The sequence below is a fragment of the Sphingomonas zeicaulis genome (assembly GCF_050433225.1).
GTDB classification, from domain to species: Bacteria; Pseudomonadota; Alphaproteobacteria; order Sphingomonadales; family Sphingomonadaceae; genus Sphingomonas_D; species Sphingomonas_D zeicaulis.
In genome coordinates, this window is record NZ_JBNPXQ010000004.1 from 1 (window position 1) to 13,168 (window position 13,168).

At 66.5% G+C, this 13,168-nt stretch carries 19 protein-coding genes and 1 pseudogene; 7 read left to right on the forward strand and 13 right to left on the reverse strand.

Going from position 1 to position 13,168, the window contains the following annotated elements; all coding sequences use genetic code 11:
* The 3 genes and pseudogenes from FHS96_RS15150 to FHS96_RS15160 all read left to right on the forward strand — a co-directional run.
* Positions 1 to 219, forward strand: a pseudogene (locus tag FHS96_RS15150) (electron transfer flavoprotein subunit beta/FixA family protein); the annotation flags it as partial.
* Complete coding sequence (locus FHS96_RS15155; protein WP_429593090.1) at positions 216 to 1,145, forward strand: electron transfer flavoprotein subunit alpha/FixB family protein; 930 nt, start codon at positions 216 to 218, stop codon at positions 1,143 to 1,145. The pseudogene FHS96_RS15150 and the gene FHS96_RS15155, both read left to right, overlap by 4 nt.
* A 16-nt stretch (positions 1,146 to 1,161) precedes the next feature.
* Entirely contained in the window at positions 1,162 to 2,205 is a 1,044-nt protein-coding gene (locus FHS96_RS15160) for a cupin-like domain-containing protein (protein WP_429593093.1), read from the forward strand.
* A 41-nt stretch (positions 2,206 to 2,246) separates the two neighbouring features.
* On the opposite strand, the gene FHS96_RS15165 is transcribed toward FHS96_RS15160, so the two are convergent.
* From FHS96_RS15165 to FHS96_RS15185, 5 genes are all read right to left on the reverse strand, one after another.
* Positions 2,247 to 3,206, reverse strand: coding sequence for an alpha/beta fold hydrolase (locus FHS96_RS15165; RefSeq protein ID WP_429593096.1), 960 nt, complete (start codon positions 3,204 to 3,206; stop codon positions 2,247 to 2,249).
* A gap of 136 nt (positions 3,207 to 3,342) precedes the next feature.
* Entirely contained in the window at positions 3,343 to 4,239 is an 897-nt protein-coding gene (locus FHS96_RS15170; RefSeq protein WP_429593099.1) for a LysR family transcriptional regulator, read from the reverse strand.
* Positions 4,240 to 4,269: 30 nt separating this feature from the next.
* Complete coding sequence (locus FHS96_RS15175) at positions 4,270 to 4,647, reverse strand: hypothetical protein (RefSeq protein ID WP_429593101.1); 378 nt, start codon at positions 4,645 to 4,647, stop codon at positions 4,270 to 4,272.
* 4 nt (positions 4,648 to 4,651) lie between these two features.
* On the reverse strand, positions 4,652 to 5,116 hold the full coding sequence (locus FHS96_RS15180; protein ID WP_429593104.1) for a nuclear transport factor 2 family protein: 465 nt from the start codon (positions 5,114 to 5,116) through the stop codon (positions 4,652 to 4,654).
* A 21-nt stretch (positions 5,117 to 5,137) separates the two neighbouring features.
* Positions 5,138 to 5,773, reverse strand: a complete 636-nt coding sequence (locus tag FHS96_RS15185) for a pyridoxamine 5'-phosphate oxidase family protein (RefSeq protein ID WP_429593107.1) — start codon at positions 5,771 to 5,773, stop codon at positions 5,138 to 5,140.
* A 186-nt stretch (positions 5,774 to 5,959) separates the two neighbouring features.
* Between FHS96_RS15185 and FHS96_RS15190 the strand changes: the two genes are divergently transcribed.
* From FHS96_RS15190 to FHS96_RS15205, 4 genes are all read left to right on the forward strand, one after another.
* Positions 5,960 to 6,406: a MarR family winged helix-turn-helix transcriptional regulator gene (locus FHS96_RS15190; protein WP_429593110.1), complete on the forward strand. Its 447-nt coding sequence runs from the start codon at positions 5,960 to 5,962 to the stop codon at positions 6,404 to 6,406.
* A gap of 5 nt (positions 6,407 to 6,411) precedes the next feature.
* Complete coding sequence (locus tag FHS96_RS15195; protein WP_429594090.1) at positions 6,412 to 7,692, forward strand: MFS transporter; 1,281 nt, start codon at positions 6,412 to 6,414, stop codon at positions 7,690 to 7,692.
* Positions 7,693 to 7,729: 37 nt separating this feature from the next.
* The gene (locus FHS96_RS15200; protein WP_429593113.1) at positions 7,730 to 8,191 is read left to right on the forward strand and encodes an acetyltransferase; all 462 of its coding nucleotides are present in this window, start codon (positions 7,730 to 7,732) and stop codon (positions 8,189 to 8,191) included.
* Between the two features lie 85 nt (positions 8,192 to 8,276).
* Positions 8,277 to 8,621: a gamma-glutamylcyclotransferase family protein gene (locus FHS96_RS15205; RefSeq protein ID WP_429593115.1), complete on the forward strand. Its 345-nt coding sequence runs from the start codon at positions 8,277 to 8,279 to the stop codon at positions 8,619 to 8,621.
* A 19-nt stretch (positions 8,622 to 8,640) separates the two neighbouring features.
* On the opposite strand, the gene FHS96_RS15210 is transcribed toward FHS96_RS15205, so the two are convergent.
* The 8 genes from FHS96_RS15210 to FHS96_RS15245 all read right to left on the reverse strand — a co-directional run bounded on the left by FHS96_RS15210 (position 8,641) and on the right by FHS96_RS15245 (position 13,125).
* Positions 8,641 to 10,746: a TonB-dependent siderophore receptor gene (locus FHS96_RS15210; RefSeq protein ID WP_429594093.1), complete on the reverse strand. Its 2,106-nt coding sequence runs from the start codon at positions 10,744 to 10,746 to the stop codon at positions 8,641 to 8,643.
* Between the two features lie 308 nt (positions 10,747 to 11,054).
* The gene (locus tag FHS96_RS15215) at positions 11,055 to 11,300 is read right to left on the reverse strand and encodes a helix-turn-helix transcriptional regulator (protein WP_429593118.1); all 246 of its coding nucleotides are present in this window, start codon (positions 11,298 to 11,300) and stop codon (positions 11,055 to 11,057) included.
* Complete coding sequence (locus tag FHS96_RS15220) at positions 11,301 to 11,543, reverse strand: hypothetical protein (protein ID WP_429593121.1); 243 nt, start codon at positions 11,541 to 11,543, stop codon at positions 11,301 to 11,303.
* Position 11,544: 1 nt separating this feature from the next.
* The gene (locus FHS96_RS15225) at positions 11,545 to 11,919 is read right to left on the reverse strand and encodes a hypothetical protein (RefSeq protein WP_429593124.1); all 375 of its coding nucleotides are present in this window, start codon (positions 11,917 to 11,919) and stop codon (positions 11,545 to 11,547) included.
* The gene (locus FHS96_RS15230) at positions 11,916 to 12,251 is read right to left on the reverse strand and encodes a hypothetical protein (protein WP_429593127.1); all 336 of its coding nucleotides are present in this window, start codon (positions 12,249 to 12,251) and stop codon (positions 11,916 to 11,918) included. Before FHS96_RS15230 ends, FHS96_RS15225 begins: the two co-directional genes overlap by 4 nt.
* Positions 12,251 to 12,490 carry a DUF2312 domain-containing protein gene (locus FHS96_RS15235; protein ID WP_429593130.1) on the reverse strand — a complete coding sequence of 80 codons (240 nt, stop codon included), beginning with the start codon at positions 12,488 to 12,490 and terminating at the stop codon, positions 12,251 to 12,253. The genes FHS96_RS15230 and FHS96_RS15235 overlap by 1 nt, the downstream gene beginning before the upstream one ends.
* A gap of 18 nt (positions 12,491 to 12,508) precedes the next feature.
* The gene (locus FHS96_RS15240) at positions 12,509 to 12,697 is read right to left on the reverse strand and encodes a hypothetical protein (RefSeq protein ID WP_429593133.1); all 189 of its coding nucleotides are present in this window, start codon (positions 12,695 to 12,697) and stop codon (positions 12,509 to 12,511) included.
* Positions 12,694 to 13,125, reverse strand: coding sequence for a helix-turn-helix domain-containing protein (locus FHS96_RS15245; protein WP_429593136.1), 432 nt, complete (start codon positions 13,123 to 13,125; stop codon positions 12,694 to 12,696). The genes FHS96_RS15240 and FHS96_RS15245 overlap by 4 nt, the downstream gene beginning before the upstream one ends.
* Positions 13,126 to 13,168 lie beyond the last annotated feature (43 nt).

Sequence of the window (13,168 nt, forward strand, 5' to 3'; positions counted from 1 at the left end):
CTCCGCCTCAACGAGCCGCGCTACGCCTCGCTGCCCAACATCATGAAGGCGAAGTCCAAGCCGCTCGCGCAGAAGACGCCCGAGGATTATGGCGTCGATACGACGCCGCGGCTCAAGACGCTGCACGTCGCCGAGCCGCCGAAGCGGAGCGCGGGCGTGAAGGTGGCCGATGTCGACGAACTGGTCGGCAAGCTCAAGGCGATGGGAGTTGCGGCATGAAGACGCTGGTTTGGGTCGAGCATGAAGGCGGCGCGGTCAAGGACGCGACGCTTTCCACCGTCACCGCCGCGGCGAAGCTGGGCGAAGTCCATCTGCTGGTCGCCGGCGAAGGCGTCGGCGGCGTCGCGGAAGCCGCGGCGCAGATCGCCGGCGTCGGCAAGGTCCATGTCGCCGACGATGCGGCCTATGCGCATGCGCTGGCCGAGAATGTCGCGCCGTTGATCGTCCAGTTGATGGCCGATCATGACGCGTTCGTGGCCCCCGCCACCTCGATCGGCAAGAATGTCGCGCCGCGCGTGGCAGCTTTGCTCGACGTGATGCAGATCTCGGACATCCTCTCGGTCGAGAGCGAGGACACCTTCACCCGGCCGATCTACGCCGGCAACGCGATCGCCAAGGTGCAGTCGTCGGATGCCAAGAAGGTGATCACCGTGCGTGGCACAGCCTTCGAGAAGGCGTCGCGCGAGGGTGGCAGCGGTGCGATCGAGGCGGTTTCGGGGGCGGGCGATGCCGGTCTCTCGAGCTTCGTCGGCGCCGAGATCTCCAAGTCGGAGCGTCCGGAACTGACCTCGGCGAAGATCATCGTCTCGGGTGGCCGTGCGCTGCAGAACAGCGAGAACTTCCACGAGATCATCGAGCCGCTCGCCGACAAGCTCGGCGCCGCGGTCGGTGCCAGCCGCGCCGCGGTCGACGCGGGCTATGTGCCCAACGACTATCAGGTCGGCCAGACCGGCAAGATCGTCGCCCCGGAAGTCTATATCGCCGTCGGCATCTCCGGCGCGATCCAGCATCTCGCCGGCATGAAGGACAGCAAGACGATCATCGCGATCAACAAGGATGAGGACGCGCCGATCTTCCAGGTCGCCGACATCGGCCTCGTCGGTGACCTCTTCAAGGTCGTGCCCGAACTGACCTCCAAGCTCTGATCCGGGAACCGGCGCGGTGGCCAAAAGCAAGGTGCAACGCAAGAAGCAGCCTGCGGCCCCCACCGCGCCGGCCGGTGACGATTCTCTGCGGATCGCGATCGCGACCGCATTGCTGGACGGCGAGGGCCCCGCGGCGCTCGCCGACCGGCTGATCGCCGAGGGGCATCCCGCCTCCGCCGCCCGCTATGAGGTAGAGCGTGCGGTCAAGAGCCCCTATCTCAAGGCCGCGACCCGGCTGAACGCCCGCCTCGCCAAGCGCGACTGGACGTTGGGCGTCTTCTCCCGCCTCGCGCAGCTCGACCCCGATCGGGCGAGCATTCCGACGATCGACAAGATCGATCCGGATCGTTTCTACCGCGATTTCTACCTGACCAACCGGCCGGTGAAGCTCACCGGGCTGGTCGATCATTGGCCCGCGCTTGAGCGCTGGTCGCTCGACCACTTCGATGCGACCCTCGGCGACACGATCGTCGAGCTGCAGGGCAATCGCGAGGCCGACCCCGATTTCGAGATCGCCAAGGATCCGCACCAGATGCGCGCACGGCTGCGCGACGTCACCCAGCGGCTGCGCACCGAGACCGGCAATGATTTCTATCTGACCGCCTATAACAGCGGCATCAACAAGCAGGCGCTGGCGCCGCTGTGGGCGGACGTCGCCCCGATCTCGATCCTCGCGCAGCGTGAGCCGCGCGACGGTTTCTTCTGGATGGGGCCGAAGGGCACGATCACGCCCTATCATCATGATCTCACCAACAATTTGCTGCTGCAGATCGCCGGCCGCAAACGGATCAGGATGGTCGCCGCGCATGACGGTCCGTTGATGCGCAATATATTGCACTGCTTCTCAGGCTGGGACGGCGCGGATCTCGATGCCGGCGATGCGGCGCCGGGACGTCCGCGGGTGCTGGACTGCACGATCGGGCCGGGCGAGGCCTTGTTCCTGCCGATCGGCTGGTGGCACCATGTCGAAGGGCTGGACATGACGATCGGCATGTCCTTCACCAACTTCCGCCTCTTCAACGATTTCCAGACCGGCTACACCAGCTACGGCGCGATGTAATTTTCCTCCCCGAGCTTGCCCGGGGAGGAAAAGAGAAATCGTCACCGCACCTTGCGGTCGAGGAAGTCGCGGATCAGCGGCGCCATCTCGTCCAGCTTGTCCTCCAGCGCGAAGTGGCCGGTGTCGAGGATGTGGATCTCGGCGTCGGGCAGGTCGCGCAGATAGGGGTGGGCGCCGGGCTCGGGGAAGATCTTGTCGTTCTTGCCCCACACGATCAGCGTCGGCGGCTTGCGTTCCCGGAAGAAGCTCTGGAACTGCGGATAAAGCGGCACATTGGTGCGATAGTCGTAGAGCATGTCGAGCTGGATATCCTTGTTGCCCGGCCGGTCGAGCAAAGCCTGGTCATGCACCCAATTGTCAGGGCTGATCCGCGACACATCCTTCACGCCATCGGTGTATTGGAACTTGGTTATATCGAGCGTGACCAGGTTCGATAGCGCGGCACGATCCTTGGCGGCGCCGCTTTTCCAATAGGTCTTGATCGGATCCCAGAACGCGGCGAGCCCCTCTTCATAGGCATTGCCGTTCTGGACGATCAGCCCGCTCACCCGCTCCGGATGCTTGAGCGCGAGCCGGTAGCCGACGGGCGCGCCATAATCCATGACGTACATCGTGTAGCGCTGCGCGCCGAGCTGGCCGAGCAGCGTATCGACCATGTCGGTGAAGTGGGCGAAGCTGTAGTTGAACTTGGTGTGATCGGGCGCGCCGCTCTGGCCATAGCCGGGATAGTCCGGCGCGATGACATGATATTTGTCGGCGAGCTGGGGGATCAGGTTGCGGAACATGTGCGACGATGTCGGGAAGCCGTGCAGAAGCAGCACGACGGGGGCATCGGCGGGGCCGGCCTCGCGATAGAACATCGGCACGCCGTCGATCATCTTCTGCCGGTAGTGGACGGTGACGGGCGCGGCTGCGGTGACCGCAGGGGCCTGAGCCGCGGCCGGGGTGAGCGGGGCGAGTGCGGCGGTAGCGAGCAACGCTGACAGTACCAGATGCTTCATGATTTCCTCCATCCCTTAAGGCCACTTAGCGTCGCGCTTCGGCCTTGGGATCGGAAGTAATTTGTCCGTGAAGAATGGTTAATTGCGGTAGTGTTGAACTCATTGTTCCACATGAAGAAACAATAGGCGGCAACCGTCAGTTGAACAGCCGGTTGGCGCGGAGCAGGTCCGCTGCCAGATCGACGAAGGCGCGCACCTTGGCGGCTGCGCGTCGTCCCTCGGCATGGACGACGTGGATCGGCATCGGCGCTTCCTCATGCTCGGTGAGCACGGTCTGCAGCCGTCCATCCAGCAAAGCGGGGCCGATCTGGTAGGAGAGGGCGCGGGTGAGGCCCCAGCCTTGCTCGGCAGCGGCGATCGCTGCGTCGATGGTGTTGCACTGCAGGCGCGGCCGCACGGTGACACTGGTCTTTTTCGTCGTGCCGAACTGCCATTCAGGGGAGGTCCAGGCGCCGGTGGGGGCGATGATGCGATGCCGGGCGAGATCGGCGGGCGTCTGCGGGATGCCGTGGGTTTCGAGATAGGCTGGCGCCGCGCAGATCACGCGCCGGATCGTGCCGACCTTGATCGCGCTGAGCCCGGAGGCGGGCAGATGGCCGATGCGCACCGCGACATCGATGCCTTCCTCGACGATGTTGACGATGCGATCGACGAACAGGCTGCGTCCCGTCACCGCCGGGTGGCGATCGAGATAGTCGAGCAGCACCGGCAGCACATAGATGCGCCCGAACATCGTCGATGCGGTGACGGTCAAGGTGCCGGTGGGGTTGGCGTGCGAACCCGCCGCCGAGGCCTCGGCATCGACGATATCGGCGAGGATGCGGCGGCAATCCTCGAAATAGCGGGCGCCGGCCTCGGTCATCTTGACCGATCGCGTGGTGCGGGTGAGCAGGCGGACCCCGATCAGATCCTCAAGGGTCGCGATCGCGCGGGTCACGGCGGGCGGGCTCATGTGCAACTGGCGCCCGGCTTCGGCGAAACTGCCGGTTTCGGCCACCTTCACATAGACCCGCATGGCCTGCCAGCGATCCATCCAACCTCCACCATCCGCGCGGCCCGGCGGTCAGCGCCGGGCGGTCCGGATCGGGGTTGCCGGTTCGGCGGCCGCGGCGCAAGTCGTGGGGACGGTAGGCCCGCTCGCCGCGTCGCGGATCGTGCGCTGCGCGACCGGGCCGAGCCCGGCCTGCGCGGCACGGCGGGTGGCGGCCCCGATCACCCCATCGTCACCGGAGCGGCAGGCGAGCGCCAGCGCAATCGCCGCCGCTGCGCGGGCATCGAAGCTGCGCCCGGCGCGCGCCGCATCAACCTCGGCGCCGGTCAGCCCACGGCGCGCCGCCTCCGCCTCCTGCCGGCGGCGGCACACGGGATCCGTCTCGCTGGCCGTGAGCGCGAGTTCGACCTCGCACATCAGCCGCCGGCAGGGCGGGGCGTCATCGTCCATGGCGTCAGAAACCGAAATCGCTAAGCCCCGGATGATCGTCGGGACGGCGGCCGAGCGGCCAGTGGAACTTGCGGTCGGCCGCGGCGATCGGATGCTCGTTGATGCTGGCATGGCGGTGACGCATCAGCCCGTCCTCGCCGAATTCCCAATTCTCATTGCCATAGGCGCGGAACCAGGTGCCGCTGTCGTCGCGATATTCATAGGCGAAGCGCACCGCGATGCGGTTGCCGTCATGCGCCCACAACTCCTTGATCAGGCGATAGTCGAGTTCCTTCGCCCATTTGCGCGCGAGGAAGGCCTCGATCGCCTCGCGGCCGGTGACGAATTCCGCGCGGTTCCGCCACCGGCTATCGACCGTATAGGCCTGCGCCACCTGCTGCGGGTTGCGGCTGTTCCAGCCATCCTCGGCCAGTCGGACCTTCTGGATGGCGCTGTCATGCGAAAACGGGGGCAGGGGTGGACGGGACATGATCGATCTCCTTCTCTGATGTCAGGCTTCGGGGGCGGGGGGTGCCGACCCCGACAAGCGGGCGACTTCGGCTTCCAGCGCGCGGATCCGCGCGTCGCGTTCGCCGACGAGCGCGGCGACCTCCTCGGCGTCGAAGCGGATCGGGATGTGCTGCGGGCAATTGGCATCCCAGGCGTGGACGGTGAACAACAGCACCTGCTCGGGCCGCGCGCGATAGTCCGCGGGCATCAGTGATTCGACCAGCGCGTCATCGCCCTCGACGATCCGCGCCTCGCCCCAGATCTTCACGCGGCGGCGATGGCGATAATCCATCAGGAACATGTGCGCCTTGGCATTGTCCGCCAGATTGCCCTGGCTGACGAACTGCCGGTTGCCCGTGAAATCGACGAAAGCGATGGTCTTTTCATCGACCACGCGCAGGAAGCCCGGCGGGCCGCCGCGATGCTGAATATAGGGCTGGCCGTCGGCGGTGGCGGTCGCGAGGAAGATGCTGCGCTGTTCGCCGATGAACTGCGCGAGATCGGGAGTGATTTCGGTCTCCCAGCCACCGCGCCGCTCCATTTGCGCATAGCCCGCGCGCGATCCCTTGCGCGCCTGGATCGCCTTCACCGTCGGCGTGAAAGCGACATCGCTGGAAAATTGATGGCACATATCCATGGCATCCGCCCTTCGTGGTGCGCGGCGGTCGACGACCGCTGCCGCCTGAGGGATTTACGTGGTCGCGTGATCCGGCGGTATCGGGCGGATCCGGCATTCACTGTTGCACCGGGCGGAACAATATCTGCTCGACAAGTCGAAATGGCGATGGACACTTAAGGTCTAGCATGCATATGCATCATGCATATGCATCACGACTCTCGATCGGCAACCGGCTTGCCCTGCATGTGCACCGCGCTGCGCCAGGCATCGCGCGCGGTGACCCGCGCCTATGACGAGGCGATGGAGGGCACGGGCATGACGATCGTGCAATTCTCGGTTCTCCGGCAGCTTGCCCGTCATGGCGACACGCCGCTCAGCCGCCTCGCCGACCTGCTGGTGATGGACCGCACCACGCTCTACCGCGCGCTGGGGCCGATCGAGCGCCATGGCTGGGTGACGATCGGGCAGGGCGCAGGCCGCGCCAAGATCGCGGCGCTCGCCGCGGCCGGGCGGCAGGCCATGGCCGATGCCACCGGCGCCTGGGAACGCGCGCAGACCGCGCTGGTCGAGCGCTTCGGCGTGCCGCAATGGCAGGCGATGGAGCAGGAGTTGCGGGGGCTGGTCGCTGCCAGCCGGGAGGATGCGGCGTGAGCCGGATGCTCCACCGCACCGGTCTGGTCCCGCCACGCATCCACATCCTGCTGGTGGTGGCCGCCACCTTCGTGGCGCTGCTCGTCTCCGCAGGGCTGCGCGCGACGCCGGGCGTGATCATGCAGCCGCTAGAACTGCATTTCGGCTGGGACCGCGCGACCATCTCGCTCGCCGCCGCGATTGGGATCTTTCTCTACGGGCTGGTCGGGCCGTTCGCGGCGGCGCTGATGGTGTCGTTCGGTATCCGCCGCACGATGCTGGCGGGGCTCGCGCTGATGGCCGGCGCCACCTTCGCCAGCCTGTGGATGACCGAACCCTGGCATTATGTGCTGAGCTGGGGCGTGCTTTCGGGCATTGGCAGCGGCGCGGTCGCCTCGGTGCTGGGCGCCGCGATCGTCAATCGCTGGTTCGCGACGCGGCAGGGGCTGGTGATGGGGCTGCTGAGCGCCAGCACCGCGACCGGTGCGCTCATTTTCCTGCCCTTGCTTGCCTGGCTGTCGAGCACGGGTGCGTGGCGGCCGGTGGTGCTCGCGGTCAGCCTCGCCTGCATGGCGCTGATCCCGATCGTGGCGCTGCTGGTGCCCGAACGGCCGGGCGACATCGGCACCCGGCGCTTCGGCGAGGCGGAGGATGCCGCGCCCGCGCCGGCGATGAAGCAGGCGGGCACCGCCGGGCTCGCCATCCAGGTGCTGCTGCGTGCCGGCCGCCGGCCCATCTTCTGGGTGCTGTTCGGCACCTTCTTCGTCTGCGGCCTGACCACCAATGGCCTTGTTGGCACGCACATGATCGCCTTTTGCGGCGATCATGGCATCGCTCCCGTCGCCGCGGCCGGCCTGCTCTCGATGATGGGGCTGTTCGATCTGGTCGGCACCACCGCCTCCGGCTGGCTCACCGACCGCTATGATCCGCGCAAGCTGCTGGTCGTCTATTATGGTCTGCGCGGGCTCTCGCTGATCGCGCTGCCCTTCATCAGCTTCGATGCAACCAGCCTCGCGATCTTCGCCATCTTCTATGGGCTGGACTGGATCGCGACGGTGCCGCCGACGGTAAAGCTCGCCAACGAGGCGTTCGGCCAGCAGGAGGCGCCGATTGTGTTCGGCTGGATCCAGACCGGCCACCAGATCGGTGCTGCGGTCGCGGCGCTCGGCGCCGGCGTGCTGCGCGAGACGACCGGAAGTTACACCCCCGCCTTCATGATGGCAGGGATGACCGGGGTGCTGGCGGCGGTGCTGCTGGTCGGCTGGATGGCACGCGGCGCGGCGGCGGCGGCGGGCCGGCCGGCCTGACTTCCCGGCGGGGCCGCGCCTCGATAAGGGGCGGGTCATGAGGATGAGGATCGATATCCGGCCCTCGCGCCCCGGCGAGGGGGCGCGTGCCATCGAGATCTGGCGCGGCGCGGTGGATGCTACGCATGATTTCCTGTCGCCCGAAGATCGTATCGCGATCGACGAGATGTTGTGCGATTTCCTGCCGCAGGCGCCGCTGTGGTTCGCGGTAGACGGCGACGATCGGCCGCTGGCCTTCATGCTGATCGACGACGGCCATATGGAGGCGCTGTTCGTCGATCCGGCCTGTCGCGGAACCGGCATCGGCGCCGCGCTCGTCCGCCATGGCCTCGCGCTTCATCCGGGCATGACGACCGACGTCAACGAGCAGAATGAACAGGCCGTCGGCTTCTATAAGCGGATGGGCTTCGAACGCACCGGGCGCTCGCCGCTCGATGGGCAGGGCAGGCCCTATCCGCTGATCCATCTGGCGTATCCGGAAGGTGCGAAGAGGGGCTGATCACGGGACGGCACGGGCGGCTTGCGAATGGATTCAGAAGAGCCACCTGCTATCGCCCGGCCATCGCTTCGAAGGATATGGGCCGATGACCATGGACGTCCTGCTGTTTTCTTACGGTACGCTGCGCCAGCCCGAGGTTCAGCAGGCGCTGTTCGGCCGCCTGCTGGATGGCGAGCCGGATGCGATGATCGGATGGCGCAGCCGCATGATCGAGATCAGCGATGCCGACGTGATCGCCAAGAGCGGTTCGCGTTGGCACCCGATGGTGGAACAGACCGGCCACGCCGGGGATGAGGTGGAAGGCATGGTATTCCGGATCACGACCGTCGAGCTCGCCAGCGCCGATGCCTATGAGGTGGACTATGTCCGGCGCGAGGTCGCGCTGCGTTCGGGGCGGATCGCCTTCGTTTATGGTGATCCCACGGAATGACTGTCCGCCCCGGGCCCATTCAGTAGCGCGCGCGCAGCGTCAGCAGGGCGCTGCGCGGCTCGCCGTAGAAGTTGTAGGTGTTGATCGAGCCGACCCGCTGATAATAGATTTTGTCGAACAGGTTGTTCACGCTGACGAAGGCACGCAGCCGGTCACTGAAGCGCCAGCCCAATTGGGCGCTGGCCACGACGAATGCGTCCTGCTCACGGATGCCGGCCACACCACCGCCGACAACCCCGCTTTGCCCGTTGAGACTGACCGAGGCGAAAGCGCCGGCCAGTGCTTCGGGTTCATAGCGGGCATAGGCCTTGTACTGGTGCCGCGGCGTAAAGACGTCGAAGATCGCACCCGTCTGGCTGTCGGTGCCGACCTCATATTCGGTTTTGACGTTGGTATAGCTCGCCACCAGATCGAGCCCGGGAAGGGGGCTGCCGGTGACCTCGAACTCGAAGCCTTCGATCGTCACCACGCCGGCTGCAACGAAGAACCCCGGCGCCGCCGTGTCGGCCAGCGCCCGGTTCTTGTCCTTGCTGCGGAAGGCGGCGGCGCTGGCATTGAGCCTGCCATCGAGGAAGCGGCCCTTGAGACCCGCCTCATATTGCGCGCCGATGCGCGGATCGAGCACGGTGCCGTCGCTCCGCTGCGCGGTCTGCGGATTGAAGATGTCCGAATAGCTTCCGTACAGCGTCACGTTCTCGGCAAGGTGCAGCACCGCGCCGACGCTGGGTGTGAACTGCCCGCGTTCACGCGCGGTGACGCGGAATGCGCTGGGCGCTGACGGCGGGATGTTGCGGCTCTTGTTGGTATAATCGCTGATCCGTCCGCCGACGATGATGGTCAGCGGGTCCAACGGACGCAGCCGGAGCTGGGCATGAAAGCCGCTCTGCCTCAGATCGGTTTCCGAGCCGGACGTATATTGCACCGGCGGCAGCGGGATCGCATCCGCATCTTGGATCGAGAAGCGCCCCACCGAGGTCTGCGTGCGCGCGAGGAACGAGGTGGTCCGCTTGTCGAAGCTGTAGCCGATCGCAAGTTCATGCTCGCGCCCGAACAGCGTGAACGGGCCGGTCGCATAGGCGTCGACAGCGCTCTTGCCATTCTCGCCGCGGCTGCGCCGGTTCACATATTCGGCGGTGAGCGTGGCAGGGTCGACGCCGGTTCCCGGCCGAACGAACGCATCTTCCCATGCCCGCGGAATGTCGCGGTGGAGCGCACGAACGACCAGCGACCAGTCGCCGATCTTCTGCTGCACCTCGCCCGCATATTCGGTGGTCGATTCGGTGAACCGGTTCCAGTCGGGGAGATGCTGGAAGCTGCGGCGGAAGTTCAGGAAGCTCTGGTCGGTGAAGGCCGGCTGCCCGTTCATCGGCGTGTCGGCATCGGTATCCTGATAGCTCAGCGATGCGCCGACCGTCGTCGTCGGCGTTAGATCGTAGTCAAGCGCCGCATAGGAGGTCAGCTTGCGGGTGTGCGACTTGTCCTGGAAGAAGTCGCGGTCGTGAAGCGCCGCCACGGCGCGGACGCGCAGCCTGCCCGCCCGGTCTACGGGGCCGCCAATGTCGAACTCGCCGCGATAATTGTTCCAGGAACCGGCGGAAAGCGCGGTCGAGACGGCGAATTGCGCCAAGCCGCGCTTGCGGATCAGGTTGATCGTGCCGCCCGGCGAGCCTGACCCGCGAAACAGGCCGGTCGGCCCGCGTTGCACCTCCAGTCGCTCGTAGATGACCAGATCGAATTCGGGAACACCGGACGAGAATGTCGACGGTATGCCGTCATAGGCATAGTCCAGCACGAAGCCCCGGGCGCGATAGTCGGGATTGGTGCCATCGAACGGCATAACAGTGACGCCCGCCACCGTTTGCACCGCTTCGCCGATCGTGAAGAGGTTGCGATCCTCGATCTGCTGCCGCGTCACGACGCTTACGGATTGCGGCGTCTCGAGCAGCGGCGCGGGGCTCTTGCCCGCCACGGCCGCAGCCTCCGGCGCATAGCTATCATCCTGCGCCAGCCCCGTCACGACGATATCGGAACGGCGCGACCGCTCCTCATCTTCTGCGGATTCCGCCAGCGCGGGCATGGCAAAGAGCGGCAGGCCGAGCGCAAGCGCGGCCCGTAACGAGATCATGGATGTCACTGGTCCCCCATCTTTTCGATGTGATATGCTATATCATATCTATCCGCTGCGACGGCAAAAGATGCAAGGGGGAACGCAAGGGACTGTGGGATAATGGAACGATGGGGTGGGCGAGCACAGTGAACGCGTGCCAGATAGGCCGCCAACGTCGGAATTGCCGCGCGCAATCAGCGCTGAACATCTGCTGATACGGGGCAGTGCGCTGGCGGAGACGGAGAGCGTCGAAGGCATGACCCTGAACCTTGATTTTATTGGGGGTTTGTTGAGGGGGTAGGGGGCAGTGCCCCCTTGAGTGCCCCCTAATTGTCGGGGTGTGAGAGGGGGCGGTCGTTTAGCCAGGCGTCGATGTCGGCTTCGCGCCAGCCGACGCAGCGGGTGGAGAGGCGGCGCTGGGGTGGGAAGTCGCCCGATTCGATCTTGCGGTAGATGGTTGCCCGGCTGAGGCCCGTCTTGTTCCGGACCTCGGGCATGCGGAGGATGCGCATGCTCATGTTCTGGATCCTTTCCGGCTGATGGTTCGGCGTGGTGGGGGTGGTGGTGCTCATTCAGGCCTCCTTTGCCGTGGCGATGACGAGCAGGCCGGCGGCGGGGATGATGGGGAGATCGTTGGCGCAGGCGTGGGCGAGCGAGATCTCTGCGACGAGATCGCGGCGGCGATCGTGGGTGGCGGTGAAGGTGACCGGTTCGGCCCTGACCGCGACGGCCTGGGAACCGCGGAAGCCAACTTCGTGCAGCGCGATGTGGCTGCCGTGGTCGACGAGCGAGTAGTTGAAGCGGAGATCGGACATGTCAGGCGCCTTCGGTTGGGGCGGCGGCCGCGATCGTGGTGGCGATGGTGGGGCCGGTGCCGGGGTGGCGGCGGGTGCGGCGCAGGCCGATGTCGCGGGCGCGGCGCATGATCTGGTGGGTGGAGAGGTGGGGCAGGAGGGCGGCGCAGGCCGCGGAGCCGCCGGCGGGGAAGTGGGTGCGCAGGATCTGATGCTCCCGATTCGTCCAGCGCCGGTTGGGGCGGCTAACCGCGAGCTGATGCGCCTTGATCTTGATCGCGGTGATGCTGCGGCCGGGGAGCAGGGCGGCGAGCCCGCTGGCGCCGAGGCGGGCATATTCGCGGCGGACCAGCGCCAGCTCCGCGCCGCGCCACTGGGGGCGGGTGGGCGCGCTCATTCGCTTTCCTCCAGGCCGGCATCCCCAAGGCTGGCATCGATCGCCTGCAGGTCGCGGATAAGCGCCTGCAGGCCCTGCCGCGAGAGATTGCAGAGCAGGCCATCGGTTTCGTACCGGGGATCATCCTCGATGCCGCCGAGGACGTGGATCGCGACGCCGCACGCTTCGGGCATCACCCAGTGGGCGAGGCGGAGGCCCTGATAGAAGTTCCAGCCGTGCGCGGTGGCGCCGTCTGCGGTCGCGACCCAGCCGAGATTGTCCTTGTCCACCAGGAGAGGCGGATCGCCGGCGGCGATCGCGACATAGTCGCGCAGGGGATTGGGAGCGGACATCACGCCAGACCCAGCGCGGTCTTGTAGGTTTCGAGCAGCGCCTCCGCCTCGTCGCGGGCGTTCTTCTCCATCTTCCGGAGGCGGACGATGGCGCGCATCGTCTTGACGTCGAATCCGGTGGACTTGGCCTCGGCGTAGACGTCACGGACATCGTCGGCGATGCCCTTCTTCTCTTCCTCAAGGCGCTCGATGCGTTCGATGAACAGCTGGAGCTGCTCGGCGGCGACGATATCGGACATAGGTGATGGTCTCCCGGTTCAGCCCTGAAGGCCGAGGAAAGTGAGGATCGGGCGCCACCAGGTGGCGACGATGAGGACGACGCAGATCAGCGTGCCGAGGGCGCCGCCGAGGATCAGCGCGGCGACATCGCCCCGGACCTCCTCACGCCAGAGCGCATCGCAGCGACCGCAGCGGCAACTGATAGTGTGGATGGAATCATGCATCATGCCGCGGGCGCCTCCGCGCGGGCCGCGGCGCAGGTGGTGCAGAGATCGGGCTCCGCCCAGGCGCAGGTGGCGCCGTGAACGTCGACGCACGGATCCGTCCAGCTGCAGGCGCAGACGCGGCAGAGCTGGGGCACGGGTAGGTCCGGATTGGCGGGATCGCGCTCCGCCAGCTGGCGGGCGACCTCCAGATCGAAAGGGAAGGCGCCGCGGAGGCCGTGGATCCACGTGTGATAGTTTTGGGGCGGGGCCGCCGCTTCCTCCAGCGAGCGGAGCTGTTCGGCGCACCATTCGCGCGCGCTGGTGAGCAGCGTGAACATGGTGGCGATATCCTCGATCGAGAGGCCCGCGCTTTCGCGCCGGCGCTTGAGATAGGCGCCCAGGGTGGCCGGCGATTGCGGCTCAACGGGGCGGCAGCACGCATCAGTCATCTCAGTTCCTCAGACAAAGAGAGGGCGTTCCCGCCGGGAGGCT

Excerpts from the sequence above, each read along its gene's own strand:
- FHS96_RS15235 (WP_429593130.1), bottom strand. The coding sequence starts at position 12,490 with ATGTCCGATATCGTCGCCGCCGAGCAGCTCCAGCTGTTCATCGAACGC.
- FHS96_RS15175 (WP_429593101.1), bottom strand. The coding sequence starts at position 4,647 with ATGGACGATGACGCCCCGCCCTGCCGGCGGCTGATGTGCGAGGTCGAA.
- FHS96_RS15180 (WP_429593104.1), bottom strand. The coding sequence starts at position 5,116 with ATGTCCCGTCCACCCCTGCCCCCGTTTTCGCATGACAGCGCCATCCAG.
- FHS96_RS15185 (WP_429593107.1), bottom strand. The coding sequence starts at position 5,773 with ATGGATATGTGCCATCAATTTTCCAGCGATGTCGCTTTCACGCCGACG.
- FHS96_RS15165 (WP_429593096.1), bottom strand. The coding sequence starts at position 3,206 with ATGAAGCATCTGGTACTGTCAGCGTTGCTCGCTACCGCCGCACTCGCC.
- FHS96_RS15205 (WP_429593115.1), top strand. The coding sequence starts at position 8,277 with ATGACCATGGACGTCCTGCTGTTTTCTTACGGTACGCTGCGCCAGCCC.
- FHS96_RS15220 (WP_429593121.1), bottom strand. The coding sequence starts at position 11,543 with ATGTCCGATCTCCGCTTCAACTACTCGCTCGTCGACCACGGCAGCCAC.
- FHS96_RS15240 (WP_429593133.1), bottom strand. The coding sequence starts at position 12,697 with ATGATGCATGATTCCATCCACACTATCAGTTGCCGCTGCGGTCGCTGC.
- FHS96_RS15215 (WP_429593118.1), bottom strand. The coding sequence starts at position 11,300 with ATGAGCACCACCACCCCCACCACGCCGAACCATCAGCCGGAAAGGATC.
- FHS96_RS15195 (WP_429594090.1), top strand. The coding sequence starts at position 6,412 with ATGCTCCACCGCACCGGTCTGGTCCCGCCACGCATCCACATCCTGCTG.
- FHS96_RS15170 (WP_429593099.1), bottom strand. The coding sequence starts at position 4,239 with ATGGATCGCTGGCAGGCCATGCGGGTCTATGTGAAGGTGGCCGAAACC.
- FHS96_RS15230 (WP_429593127.1), bottom strand. The coding sequence starts at position 12,251 with ATGTCCGCTCCCAATCCCCTGCGCGACTATGTCGCGATCGCCGCCGGC.
- FHS96_RS15155 (WP_429593090.1), top strand. The coding sequence starts at position 216 with ATGAAGACGCTGGTTTGGGTCGAGCATGAAGGCGGCGCGGTCAAGGAC.
- FHS96_RS15210 (WP_429594093.1), bottom strand. The coding sequence starts at position 10,746 with ATGATCTCGTTACGGGCCGCGCTTGCGCTCGGCCTGCCGCTCTTTGCC.
- FHS96_RS15200 (WP_429593113.1), top strand. The coding sequence starts at position 7,730 with ATGAGGATGAGGATCGATATCCGGCCCTCGCGCCCCGGCGAGGGGGCG.
- FHS96_RS15225 (WP_429593124.1), bottom strand. The coding sequence starts at position 11,919 with ATGAGCGCGCCCACCCGCCCCCAGTGGCGCGGCGCGGAGCTGGCGCTG.
- FHS96_RS15245 (WP_429593136.1), bottom strand. The coding sequence starts at position 13,125 with ATGACTGATGCGTGCTGCCGCCCCGTTGAGCCGCAATCGCCGGCCACC.
- FHS96_RS15190 (WP_429593110.1), top strand. The coding sequence starts at position 5,960 with ATGCATCACGACTCTCGATCGGCAACCGGCTTGCCCTGCATGTGCACC.